The sequence below is a fragment of the Cryobacterium sp. N22 genome (genome assembly GCF_002929555.1).
In the GTDB taxonomy this organism is placed as follows: domain Bacteria; phylum Actinomycetota; class Actinomycetes; order Actinomycetales; family Microbacteriaceae; genus Cryobacterium.
Map to the genome: position 1 here is coordinate 18,190 of NZ_PJJP01000038.1, position 12,311 is coordinate 30,500.

A 12,311-nucleotide genomic window follows, 5' to 3' on the forward strand; every position below is an offset into this window, starting at 1 on the left:
GGCCCGGCAGGCTCGCCCTCGTCAGCGGCTGGGCACGGGCTGCGTCGCCACCGGGATTCGGGCGGCCACGCCGCGGGCACGCACGTCGCGGCGCCCGCCGATGGCCCGCAACGCGTTGAGGATGGTGGCCAGGTCGACCAGCTCCTGCAGCAACGCGCCCACGGTGGCGGGGATCAGCCCGAACGCGGCGGCGATCATCAGGCCGATGCTCATCGCGATGCCCAGCCAGATGCTCTGCAGGGCGATCCGCACGGTGTCCCGGCCGATCGCGACCGCCCGGGCGGCGCGGGACAGGTCGTCGAGCAGGATCACGGCATCCGCCGATTCGCTGGCCGCCGTGGACCCCTTGGCGCCCATGGCGATGCCCACGTCGGCCACGGCGAGCACCGGCGCGTCATTGACGCCGTCGCCGACCATGATCACCGGCCGCTCACGGATGGCCCGCACGGCGTCGACCTTGTCGGCGGGGAGGCAGTCCGCCCGCACCCGGGTGATGCCCACCAACCGGGCGACGTGGTTCGCGGTGGGCCGGGTGTCACCGGTGAGCATCACCGATTCGCGCACGCCCAACCGCTCGATCGCCTGCACGGTGGCGCGGGCGTTGTCGCGCACCTGATCGCTGGCGACGACGCAGCCCGCGTACCGGCCGTCGACGGCGAGGTAGATGGCGAGTTCGCCGCCGGACAGGTCGGCGGGGTAGGCATCCGGGGCGTGGTCGGCCACGAACGACAGCCCGCCCACGATCACCTCCTGCGAACCGAACCGCGCGGTCACGCCCTGGGCGGGCGCCTCCGCGGCCGACTCGGTGCGCTGCAGGGACAGGCCCCGCTGTTCGGCGGCGGTGACGACGGATGCGGCGAGCACGTGCGACGAATACTGCTCGGCCGACGCGGCCAGGCTGAGCAGCTCGTTTTCGGTGAACGGGGGCTCCGGGCAGACCCGGGCGATGGTCGGGGTGCCGTAGGTGAGGGTGCCGGTCTTGTCGAACACCACGGTCCTGGCGCGGGCGAGCGTCTCGAGCACTCCCCCGCCCTTGACGATGATGCCGTTGCGGGCCGCCCGGCTCATGCCGCCCATGAACGCCACCGGCGCGGCGAGCAGCAACGGGCACGGGGTGGCGACCACGAGCACCTCGGCGAAACGCACCGGGTCGCCGGAGACGAACCAGGCCAGGCCCGCGATCAGCAGGGCCACCCCGGTGAACGGCACCGCGTACCGGTCGGCGAGGCGCACGACGGGGGCCTTGCTCGCGGCGGCCTCGGCCACAAGCGCCACGATCTGCTGGTACTGGCTGTCGGCGGCCAGGGCGGTGGCGCGCACCGTGGCGGCGGTCTGCCCGTTGATCGAGCCGCTGAGCACCGGGTCGCCGGCTCGCCGCTCCACGGGCAGGCTCTCGCCCGTGAGCGAGGATTCGTCGAACGCGGCCGCGGCGGAGACCAGGTCGGCGTCCACGGGCACGATCTCGGCGGGCCGCACCAGCAGCAGGTCTCCGATCTGCACCAGGGTGGCCGGTACGTCATCCACGTCGGAGGAACCTTCGCGCAGCAGGTGCGCGACCTGCGGCACCCGGTCGAGCAGGGCGTTCAGCTCCCGCTGGGCCCTCCCCGCGGCGTAGTCCTCGAGCGCGGCCCCGCCGGAGAGCATCAGCACGATCAGCAGGGTGGCCACGTATTCGCCCACCAGGATGGTCGCGATGATGGCCATGATCGCCAGCAGGTCCACGCCGAACGAGCCCTGCCGAATCCGCTTGACCATGCCGGCACCCTGGATGCCGACCACGACCAGGCCGAGGCCGGAGAACAGCCACTGCACGGCAACCGGCAGCCCCGCGGCCCAGAGCAGCAGTCCGAGCAGGCCGATGGCGATGGTTGCCGCCACAACCGGATACCGACGGAATGCTCCCCTGAGCGTGGACATGGCTCCATTGTCGCCTCGGATGCCCGTGCGCACCAGCACGGAGAGTCGCCCCGTTCCCGCTAACTGTGCCCGGTGCGGACAAATGGTCCCGGCACACCGGGCGCAGTTGTCCGCACAAGCACCAGTTGCGCGCAGAAAAGGCCCCGCCGATCGGCGGGGCCTTCTGTGCGTGCGGGCGGGTTACGCCAGACGGGTCTGCAGGTTCTCGGCGATCGCGGCCAGGAACTCCTCGGTGGTGAGGTAGCCCTGGTCCGGGCCGACCAGCAGCGCGAGGTCCTTGGTCATCTTGCCGCTCTCGACGGTCTTCACGACCACATCCTCGAGGGTGTGAGCGAACTCGGCCAGCGCCGGGTTGCCGTCGAGCTTGGCGCGGTGCGACAGGCCGCGGGTCCAGGCGTAGATCGACGCGATCGGGTTGGTCGAGGTGGGCTTGCCCTGCTGGTGCTGGCGGTAGTGACGGGTGACGGTGCCGTGCGCGGCCTCGGCCTCGACGACGCTGCCGTCGGGGGTGGAGAGCACGCTGGTCATCAGGCCGAGCGAACCGAAGCCCTGCGCGACGGTGTCGGACTGCACGTCGCCGTCGTAGTTCTTGCAGGCCCAGACGTAGCCGCCCTCCCACTTCATCGCCGACGCGACCATGTCGTCGATCAGGCGGTGCTCGTAGGTGAGGCCGGCGGCCTCGAAGCGGTCCTTGAACTCGGTGTCGAAGATCTCCTGGAAGATGTCCTTGAACCGACCGTCGTACGCCTTGAGGATGGTGTTCTTGGTCGACAGGTAGACCGGGTAGTTGCGCTCGAGGCCGTAGTTGAGCGACGCGCGGGCGAAGTCGATGATCGACTTGTCGAGGTTGTACATGCCCATGGCGACACCGCTGCCGGGCGCCTGGAAGACCTCGAACTGCTGCGGGTCGCCGCCATCCTTCGGGGTGAAGGTCATGGTGAGGGTGCCTTCGCCCTCGAAGCGGAAGTTGGTGGCGCGGTACTGGTCGCCGAAGGCGTGGCGGCCGATGATGATCGGCTTGTTCCAGCCCGGCACCAGGCGCGGGATGTTGGAGATGATGATCGGCTCACGGAAGATGGTGCCGCCGAGGATGTTGCGGATGGTGCCGTTGGGCGACGCCCACATCTTCTTCAGGCCGAACTCCTCGACGCGGGCCTCGTCGGGGGTGATGGTGGCGCACTTCACGCCGACGCCGTGCTTCTGGATGGCGCGGGCCGCGTCGACGGTGATCTGGTCGTCGGTCTCGTCACGCTTCTGGATCGAGAGGTCGTAGTACTCGAGGTCGATGTCGAGGTACGGGTGAATCAGGGAGTCCTTGATGGCCTGCCAGATGATGCGGGTCATCTCGTCCCCGTCAAGCTCGACGACAGTACCTGCAACCTTGATCTTCGACAATGGATTCTCCTCAGTGAGTCGGGGCGTGGTGGCCGTGAACAATCCTAGCCGAGGGCGGTAACTGTCTCGACATCGAGACAGTTGGCCGGCGGTTCGTCGCCGGTCGCCGCGTCCCCCACAAACCCGACTACCTGCCGCCGCGGCCGGGCGATAGCCTAGGGTGTATGCCTGAACTCCGACTTGAAGAACTGTCCGCGCGCAACATCGTCGCGGCCAATAACCTGAGCCTCAAGCCCGGTCAGGAGCAATTCATCGCGCCGGTCTCCTACTCGGTCGCCGCATCCGTGATCAACCCGGCCACCGCCTGGCAGCGTGTTGTGCTGCTCGACGGCGAGGTCGCCGGCTTCATCCACGGCAATTTCGACCCCGAATCCCCGCAGGAGGAGTTCCGGGCCTGCATCTGGCGGATCAACGTCGACGCCGAAGCCCAGGGCATGGGTGTGGGCAAGTTCGCCGCCGAGGCCCTCGCTGAAGAGGCCCGTCACCGCGGCTTCGACCGCATCACGGTGATCTGGGAGCCCGGCGAAGACGGCCCGGAGGCCTTCTTCCACCGCATCGGCTTCGCCGACATCGGTGAAACCGAGTTCGGCGAGGTCATCGGCGCGCTCACCCTGTAGCCCGTGCGCCTCAACCCGGCCAGCCCGTTCGTCGAGGCTGTGCTCGAGATCGTCGAGGCGATCCCACCCGGCCGTGTGATGACCTACGGCGACGTCGCCGCCACCCTCGGCTCCCGTGCCGCCCGGGTGGTCGGCCAGACGATGGCACAGTTCGGGGCGGATGCGCCGTGGTGGCGGGTGATCCGCGCCGGCGGGCATCCGCCGATAGGCCACGAGGCCCGGGCCCTGGTGCACTACCGGGCCGAGAAGACGCCGCTCAAGCCCGGCGCCGAGCCGGAGACCGGCTACAGGGTGGATCTCAGCCGGGCGCGCTGGCGTCCGTGACGGTGCCGGCCGGCACAACGGCGTCGGCCTGCACCGCGGTGCCGGCGTGCGCGGCGGTTCCGGTGTGGCTCCCGCCACGCTCGGCCAGCCGGGCCTGCCACTCCGCCACTCGCACGGGCTGGTCGATGCCCAGAACCGCCACCGGCTGGTCGCCGCTGCGGTAGACGGCCAGCAGGTCGCCGGTGTCGACGCCGCCTGCCTCGATCGTCATCGACTCGGTACCGTGCAGCCGGCCGGTGAACTGCACCAGGGCGCCGGCCTGCTGCGAGGTCAGCGTGGCGGGTGCCGACGCCGCCGCCGGGTCGACCCCGAGCAGCGCGGCCATCGCGATCGACGGGCGGTTGCGGGTGTCGCTGAAGTGCGCGATGCGGTGGTGCTTGCCGGTGACCGGGTGCAGCCAGGCCGCGCAGTCGCCGACCGCGACGATGCCGGGCAGACCGGTGGCGCCGGCCGCGTCAGCGACCACGCCGCCACTCAGGTCCCGGCCTCGCAGGTCCAGGGCCGAGCCGCCCAGCCAGCCCACCAACGGCACCGCGCCGATGTCGAGCAGCACCACGTCGGCGCCGATCTCCTCCCCGGTGCTCAGCCGGACCCCGGACACCCAGCCGGGGCCGATCAGGTCGGTCACCCGCAGGTCGGTGCGCACGGTGATGCCCCGGCGCGCGTGCAACCCGAACACGGCGCCGGCCACGGTGGCGCCGAAGGTCGTGCGGAGCGCATCCGTGCTGCTGCAGAGCACCGTCACCTGTAGGCCCAGGTCGCGGGCGGTCGATGCCACTTCGAGGCCGACCACGCCGGCGCCGACCACCACCAGGCGGGCGCCGGGCAGTAGTTCTTCGCGGAGCGCCAGGGCGTCCTCCACGGTGCGCAGCGTGTGCGCCCCGCGGGGCATGGTCGCCAGGCGGCGGGCGGCGGATCCGGTGGCGATCACGACGGCGTCGGAGTCGACGGTGCGGCCGTCGGCCAGCGTCACCCGGTGCGCGGCGGCGTCGAGCGCGACGGCCGCGACCCCCAGCCGCCAGTCGGCGCCGAGGTCCTCGTCGGGGGCCTCCAGGGCCAGCTCGTCGATCGTGGTCTGCCCGGTGAGAAAGCCGCGGCCCAGCGGCGGACGGTCGTAGGGCCGGTGGCGTTCGCCGCCGAGCACGGTGATACGGCCGGCGTAGCCGTGCGCACGGAGGGCCGCGGCACTGGCGTGGCCCACCACCCCCGCGCCCACGATGGTGACTGACTCCATGCTGGGTGCTCCCCGATCAGACAGGCCGGGCCCGCGGATGTCCCCACGGCGCCGACTCGGGAACGAGCGTGCTCGTTCGGGCGGTTGTGTTCTGTGGCTCCACATTCGCCGCCCGCCCCGGGAGTGTCAAGCACGTCGGGCCGGTTCCCGGCAAGAGGTTCGACACCCTTGACCTCCCCGAAACACCCCCGACTCAAACCCGCCCGCGAACCCGCCCGCGAACCGTGAGCTAAGCACCCAAAACTCGAGGTTTTTGGGGCTTAGCTCACAGTTCGCGGAGGGGTTAGACGAGGGACTCGCGCCAGGCGGCGTGCAGCCGGGCGAACCGGCCGGTGCCGGAGATGAGCATGTCGGGGGTGCCGTCCTCCACGATGATCCCGTTCTCCATCACCAGCACCCGGTCGGCGATCGCCACGGTCGACAGGCGGTGCGCGATGATCACCGCGGTGCGGTCGCTGAGCAGCGTCTGCAGGGCCTCCTGCACCAGCCGCTCACTGGGGATGTCCAGCGACGAGGTGGCCTCGTCGAGGATCAGCACCGCCGGGTCGGCCAGGAACGCCCGCGCGAACGAGATCAGCTGCCGCTGGCCGGCCGAGACCCGCCCGCCACGCTTGTTCACGTCGGTGTCGTAGCCGCCGGGCAGGCCAACAATGAAGTCGTGCGCGCCCACGGCCCTGGCGGCGGCCTCGATCTCCGACCGCGTCGCCTCCGGCTTGCCGATCGCGATGTTGTCGGCGACGCTGCCGCTGAACAGGTACGCCTCCTGGGTCACCATCACGATGGCCCGGCGCAGGTCCTTGGGGTGCAGGTCGCGCAGGTCGACGCCGTCCAGCAGTACCCGGCCGTGGGACGGGTCGTAGAACCTGGAGATCAGCTTGGCCAGGGTCGACTTGCCGGCGCCCGTCGACCCGACCAGGGCGATGGTCTGCCCGGGTTCCAGGGTGAGGCTGAAGTGCGGCAGGATGACCCGGTCGGCCTGGTACTCGAACTGCACGTTGTCGAACTGAACGGCGCCCTTCGACGTCCACAGGTCCACGGGCGTGACAGGGTCCGGCACCCCGGGCTGCTCCTCGAGCACCCCGGAGATCTTCTCCAACGCGGCCGCGGCCGACTGGTAGGAGTTGTAGAACATCGCCATCTCCTCCATCGGGTCGAAGAACCGGCGGGTGTACAGCAGCGCGGCGAGCAGCGCGCCGATGGCCAGCTGCCCGTCCGCCACGCGGAAGCCGCCGACCAGCAGCACCGCGGCGACGGTGACGTTGCCGATCAGGATCAGCCCGGGGTCGAACACGCCGAACAGCTGGATGACCCGGGCGTTGACCAGACGGTACGACTCGACGAGCTTTCCGAAGACGCCCTCGTTGCGCTTCTCGGTGCGGAACGCCTTGACCGCGCGGATGCCGGTCATGGTCTCGACGAACTGTACGATCAGGCTCGCCGACGCGGTGCGGGATTGGCGGAACAGGTGCTGCGAGCGCACCTGGAACCACCGGGTCAGCGCCAGCAGCGGCACGAGCGCGACGAGCAGCACCAGCCCGCTGACCCCGTCGAGGGCGACCAGGGCGATGCCGGTGAAGGCCATGTAGAGCAGGCCCTGCACGAGCTGGTTGATGCCGGAGTCCAGCAGTTCCCGGATCGCATCCAGGTCGCTGGTCTGCCGGGAGATGATGCGCCCGGAAGTATACGACTCGTGGAATTCGAGGCTGAGCCGTTGGGTCTGCAGGAACACGCGCTTGCGCAGGTCGATGAGCACGGCCTGGCTGATCCGGGCGGAGAGCACGGTGTACCAGGCGATCAGCAGGGCGCCGGTGATGCCGGTGACCAGGTAGATCACACCGGTCGCCGCCAGCGGCACCCAGTCCTGTTCGAGCAGGGCGGGCAGGCCCTTGTCGATGCCGTACGCGATCAGCGCCGGCCCGGCGACCTGCGCGGCGGTGGACACGACGACGACGAGCATCGCCACGACCACCGACCAGCGCACCGGGAACAGCAGCGAGCCGAGCAGGCGCAACGAACGGCGCCGGATCTGCGCGCTTTCGGCCTTGGTGTAGTCGAGGCGTTCTTCGCCTTCGACGCCGATGACACTCACAGTGCTTCTCCCGCTCGCTCGGACTCTCGTCGTTCTTCGTCTTCCAGGCTGGAGATGACGAATTTGTAGTGCGGGCTCGTGGCCAGCAGCTCGGAGTGCGTGCCGACGGCGGTGATCCGGCCCGCTTCGAGCAGGGCCACCCGGTCGGCGAGCATCACCGTGGACGGGCGATGCGCCACGATCAGCGCGGTCGTGGACGCGAGGACCCGGCGCAGGGCCGCCTCGACCAGTGACTCGGTGTTCACGTCCAGCGCCGAGAGTGGGTCGTCGAGCACCAGCACGGCCGGCGCCGCGGCCACGGCGCGGGCCAGCGCCACGCGTTGCCGCTGGCCGCCGGAGAGGCTCATGCCCTCCTCGCCGACGAGGGTGTCGACCCCGTTGGGCAGGTCGTGCACAAACGCGGCCTGCGCGATCTGCAGGGCCTCGGCCAGGGCGGCGTCGGCCTGCGGGCTCCGTTCGGCGAACTCCGGGCGGCCCAGCAGCACGTTGTCGCGCACGGATGCCGAGAACAGGGTGGCGTCCTCGAACGCCATGGCAATGTGCCGGCGCAGCTCATCGCGGCGGAGGGCGCGCACGTCGACCCCGTCGAGGGTCACCGAGCCATCCGTCACGTCGTACAGCCGGGTGGTGAGCGCCGTCAGGGTGGACTTGCCGGAGCCGGTGAGCCCGACCAGGGCCATGGTCTCGCCGGGTTCGAGCACCAGGTTCACGCCGTCGAGCAGGTCGGGGAAGCGTTCGGGCGAGTCCGCGTAACGGAAGTGCACGTTCTCGAACGCGAGCCGGCCGCGCGGGCTGGTGATGGTGACCGGCCGGGGCGGGTCGGTGATGGTGTTGGGGGTGTCGAGGATGTCGAAGAACCTGTCGGTGGCGGTGCGGGTGTCGAAGGTCATCGACAGCAGGAAGCCGATCGACTCCACCGGGAAGCGCAGCACGGTGGCGGTGGCGAAGAACGCCACCAGCTCGCCGACGCTGAGCTGGCCCTGGCTGGTGAGCCAGACGCCGGAGACCAGGCAGAGCGCGAACGCGACGTCGGGTACCAGTAGCAGCCACAGCCAGATGCCGGCGATGGCGCGGGCCTTCTCGATCTCGGTGCCGCGCAGCTCCTCGGCCTGGCTGGCGAAGCTTTTCAGTGCGAAGCTGCCGCGGCCGAACGCCTTGAGCACGCGGATGCCGTGCACGGACTCCTCGACGGCGGTCGCCAGGTCGCCGGACTGGTCCTGGCTGCGCCTCGCGATCACCGAGTACTTCTCCTCGAAGACGTAGCCGTAGATCCAGATCGGGATCGAGCAGACCAGGAAGATCACGCCGAGGATCCAGTTCATCGACAGGAGGATCACCACGCCGGCGATGATGGTGAGGAAGTTCACCACGAGCAGCACCAGGCCGAACGAGATCCAGCGGCGGATCATGTTGAGGTCACTCACGGCGCGGGAGAGCAACTGCCCGCTCGGCCAGCGGTCGTGGAAGGTCACGGGTAGGTCCTGCAGCCGGGCGTAGAGGGCGTTGCGCATCCGGGATTCGATGTGCGTGCCGGGAACGAGCACGAACCAGCGGCGCAGCGCGATCATGCCCGCCTCGAGCACGCCGAGGCCGAGCACGGTGAGCACGGCGGGCCAAATCGGTGCGGTGTCGCCCTGGCTGAGGGCGCCGTCGACGAGCTGCTGCAACACCTGCGGGATGGCCAGGGCCACCAGCGAGGCCAGCAGCGCCGCGAGCATGCCCAGGCCCAGACGCGGCAACGCGGGCTTGGCATAGGGGTAGAGCCGCAGCAGGGTGCGGAAGGTGTTGGAGCGCGCGGCGGGCGTGGGGATGCTGTGCGGCGGATGCTGTGGAGCGGTGGTGGTCATGAGAGGTTCCTGGCTGGGCCAGCTGCGGCGCTGAAGCGCCGGCGGGCTGGATGGTGCGTGGCTGGGTGGGTGCGGGAGCCGCGGCGAAGCCGATGGTGCTGGCGGCGGGTGCCGACGGTGCTGCCGTCGGCGTGCGGTGCTACCCGGTGCCGGCGCGCCGTGAGCGCGTCCGGAGAGGAAGCGGGCGGTGACGCCCGCTCAAATGTGCCGGCCCGCGCGGGCGCGGGCGGCGGGGTTCTCTGGCCGGGCCCCTAGGCGGAGGCGAGTCGGAGCGCCGGGACGAAGGCAGCGCCGGTCGCAATCGATGCGTACCTGGTGCGAGCTGTCTTAGTCATGTCGGCCTCCTGAGCGTTTCGTGTCATCGTCTTGTGCCCCCCCTGTTCAGGCAGCCTTTCAGGATAGAGCCGGGGGCGGCTCGGGCGCAAGCACGAATTTTCGCGTCGGCTCAGCGCACCCGCACGCTCAGGCAGGTGACGCAGCCCTCGAGCTTCTCGAATTCGGTGATGTCCACGGTCACGACCCGGTAGCCCAGCCCGGTGAGCAGTTCGGTGGTGCGCGGCGCGGCGGCCGACATCAGCAGGGTGTGCTCGTCGAGCACGACCACGGCGGTGCCCTCGGCTTCGGGCACCGGCACGAACCGTTCGAACAGGCCCGGGTCGTCCACGAGTGGCGGGTAGCCGATGATGGTGCCGTCCGGCAGGGCGGTGATCGCGGTCTTGAGGTGCAGGGCGCGGGTCACCGGGACCGGGACGACGGTGTAGCCGAGGGGGTCGACGATGGCGGCGAGCTGCGCGGCGCCCTCGGCATTGGTGCGCAGGCTCTGGCCCACGTAGACCGTGCCGTCCACCTTGAGCACGTCGCCGCCGTCGAGGGTGCCCGGCAGGTCGATCCGGCGCACCGTGAGGCCCAGGGCGCGCACGGCCGCCTCGGCGCCGGCCGTCTCGCCGCGCCGGCTGGGCGCACCGGGGCTGCTCAGCACGGCGGTGCGACCGAACAGGATCACCGCATCCTCGATGAAGACGGAGTCGGGCTGGTCGGGCGCCGGTTGCACCTCGGTGGTGGCCCAGCCCTCGGACTGCAGCGCCGCCACGTAGCCGTCCCACTGCACCCGGGCCAGCTCCAGATCGATGGGCAGACGTTCGATGTGGGTGATCTCCCCGTTGGCGAGGATGTCGACGGGCCGGCGCACCAGTGCGCGCCTGGCACCCGATGGCGTCGCGTCGGCAGGGCGGCCAGAGTCACCGGAGGTTGTCATGCGCACAGCCTAACCGCCGACGTTTGTTCCCGGTGATGTGTTGCGTTGCGGCCCGCGAGCCCGCCTCACGAGTAGCCACGTGAGGCCCCTCCGCGACCATCCAGGCGGCCTCTACTGCCCACTCGGTGCCACGACCTCCGCCGAGTTGCCGGTTGAGGCCCCAGCCGGGCCGCGTAAATGGTCCCACCCGAGTCGCCGCAAACCTCCCCTTCCCGAAGCGCCATGGGGCCGGATGCCGCAAGTCGGCCAACGCCGCATCCGCCAGGTGCCGCAAAATGCCCTTTCGCGCGGTGCGAAAGGGCAGAATGCGGCACGTCGGCGAACGACGCAGGGAGCGGGGGCGCTAGCGGGCCGCGGGGACGGTCTCGGGGGCGTCCTCCCAGTCCTGCACGGCGATCGACTCGGTGAAGTGCTGGGCGCGTTCCTTGCCGCCCTCGTCGCCGGAGAACAGTCCGGGCGCCTCGATCACCGGGCGGGCGGGCTTACGGGCGTGGCTGGACGGGCGCACCGGCGGGGTCTCCGGCTGCTGGCGTACCTCGACGCGGTTCAGCGGCAGGGCATCGGGGTTCTCGGCGTTGACCCAGTCGATCAGGTTCTCCCGCACGAAGCAGCGCAGGTCGAACAGGGTCGGAGCGTCCTGCGCCGTCACCAGCACGCGCACGCGCACGAAACCTCCGACGGCATCCGTCACCTGAAGCACCACGGCCCGGCCGTCCCACAGGTCGGTCTGCGCGACCACACGGTTGAGCTCCTCGCGCATCGCGGCGGGGTTGACGCGCCAGTCCAGGTCGAAGTCGATCTGGCCCAGCAGCTCGCTGGTGTGCCGGGTCCAGTTCTGGAACGGGGTGGTGGTGAAGTACGTCGACGGCAGCACCATGCGCCGGTCGTCCCAGATGTGCACGACGATGTAGGTGAGGGTGATCTCCTCGATCTTGCCCCACTCGGACTCGACGATGACGACGTCGTCGACGCGCAGCGCGTTGTTGAACGCGAGCTGCATGCCGGCGAAAATGTTGGCCAGCGTGGACTGTGCGGCCAGACCGGCCACGACGCTGAGCAGGCCCGCGGAGGCGAACAGGCTCGCGCCAACGGTTGCGGCGCCCGGGATGCTCAGCAGGACGGTGCCGATGGCGCAGATGATGATCACCACGACGCCGATGCGGCGCAGCATCCGCAGCTGGGTACGCACCCGCCGGGCCACCCGGTTGTCCCGAACGTCGATGCGGTACCGGCTGGCGGCGATCTCCTCGGCGTAGTAGAGCAGTGCGCAGAGCAGCCAGGTGCCGCTGCCGATGAAGAGGGCCCGGAAGATGAACCCGACCGTGGCGTCCAGGTCGTCGGGCATGTCCAGGTAGCCGGCGACGGCCAGCCAGAGCGCGCCGATCAGCACCGTCATGCGGAACGGCACCCGGATCAGCTGCACGAGAACCCGCGCCCAGGCCCTGCGCTTGCCGACCATGCGGAACGCGAAGGCGGCGATCGCGGTGATCGCGAGGGCCAGGACGATCGCCGCGACGACGGCGACCGGGAAGGCGGGCAGGGACAGCCCGAAAACATCGATCACAAGTGGCCTTTCCGTGTCAGGTCTAAGAAGGTCTGCAACGGCGGTGTCACGTGGACCTACCATCATGGC

9 protein-coding genes are annotated in these 12,311 nt (G+C 70.3%); 2 read left to right on the top strand and 7 right to left on the bottom strand.

Annotation, left to right across the window (positions count from 1 at the left end; all coding sequences use genetic code 11):
- Positions 1-21 precede the first annotated feature (21 nt).
- Complete coding sequence (locus tag CXY76_RS14030; RefSeq protein WP_104165613.1) at positions 22-1,917, bottom strand: heavy metal translocating P-type ATPase; 1,896 nt, start codon at positions 1,915-1,917, stop codon at positions 22-24.
- A gap of 180 nt (positions 1,918-2,097) precedes the next feature.
- Entirely contained in the window at positions 2,098-3,312 is a 1,215-nt protein-coding gene (locus CXY76_RS14035; protein WP_104165615.1) for an NADP-dependent isocitrate dehydrogenase, read from the bottom strand.
- A 164-nt stretch (positions 3,313-3,476) separates the two neighbouring features.
- Here CXY76_RS14035 and CXY76_RS14040 point away from each other — a divergent pair, with 164 nt between their 5' ends.
- Together CXY76_RS14040 and CXY76_RS14045 are read left to right on the top strand one after the other, a co-directional pair.
- A complete protein-coding gene (locus CXY76_RS14040) occupies positions 3,477-3,929 on the top strand; it encodes a GNAT family N-acetyltransferase (RefSeq protein WP_104165617.1) in 453 nt (150 codons plus the stop codon).
- 3 nt (positions 3,930-3,932) lie between these two features.
- A complete protein-coding gene (locus tag CXY76_RS14045) occupies positions 3,933-4,253 on the top strand; it encodes an MGMT family protein (RefSeq protein WP_104165619.1) in 321 nt (106 codons plus the stop codon).
- On the opposite strand, the gene CXY76_RS14050 is transcribed toward CXY76_RS14045, so the two are convergent.
- The 5 genes from CXY76_RS14050 to CXY76_RS14070 all read right to left on the bottom strand — a co-directional run bounded on the left by CXY76_RS14050 (position 4,228) and on the right by CXY76_RS14070 (position 12,242).
- Entirely contained in the window at positions 4,228-5,487 is a 1,260-nt protein-coding gene (locus CXY76_RS14050; RefSeq protein WP_199190318.1) for an NAD(P)/FAD-dependent oxidoreductase, read from the bottom strand. The genes CXY76_RS14045 and CXY76_RS14050 overlap by 26 nt on opposite strands.
- A gap of 283 nt (positions 5,488-5,770) precedes the next feature.
- A complete protein-coding gene (locus CXY76_RS14055; protein ID WP_104165622.1) occupies positions 5,771-7,576 on the bottom strand; it encodes an ABC transporter ATP-binding protein in 1,806 nt (601 codons plus the stop codon).
- Positions 7,573-9,423 (bottom strand): ABC transporter ATP-binding protein, encoded by a 1,851-nt coding sequence (locus tag CXY76_RS14060; protein ID WP_104165624.1) that lies wholly within the window; start codon positions 9,421-9,423, stop codon positions 7,573-7,575. Before CXY76_RS14060 ends, CXY76_RS14055 begins: the two co-directional genes overlap by 4 nt.
- A gap of 445 nt (positions 9,424-9,868) precedes the next feature.
- Positions 9,869-10,678 (bottom strand): dimethylargininase, encoded by an 810-nt coding sequence (gene ddaH / locus CXY76_RS14065; protein ID WP_104165626.1) that lies wholly within the window; start codon positions 10,676-10,678, stop codon positions 9,869-9,871.
- Between the two features lie 343 nt (positions 10,679-11,021).
- The gene (locus tag CXY76_RS14070) at positions 11,022-12,242 is read right to left on the bottom strand and encodes a mechanosensitive ion channel family protein (RefSeq protein ID WP_233199862.1); all 1,221 of its coding nucleotides are present in this window, start codon (positions 12,240-12,242) and stop codon (positions 11,022-11,024) included.
- Positions 12,243-12,311: the final 69 nt, after the last annotated feature.

Excerpts from the sequence above, each read along its gene's own strand:
- CXY76_RS14060 (WP_104165624.1), bottom strand. The coding sequence starts at position 9,423 with ATGACCACCACCGCTCCACAGCATCCGCCGCACAGCATCCCCACGCCC.
- CXY76_RS14030 (WP_104165613.1), bottom strand. The coding sequence starts at position 1,917 with ATGTCCACGCTCAGGGGAGCATTCCGTCGGTATCCGGTTGTGGCGGCA.
- CXY76_RS14040 (WP_104165617.1), top strand. The coding sequence starts at position 3,477 with ATGCCTGAACTCCGACTTGAAGAACTGTCCGCGCGCAACATCGTCGCG.
- ddaH (WP_104165626.1), bottom strand. The coding sequence starts at position 10,678 with ATGACAACCTCCGGTGACTCTGGCCGCCCTGCCGACGCGACGCCATCG.
- CXY76_RS14050 (WP_199190318.1), bottom strand. The coding sequence starts at position 5,487 with ATGGAGTCAGTCACCATCGTGGGCGCGGGGGTGGTGGGCCACGCCAGT.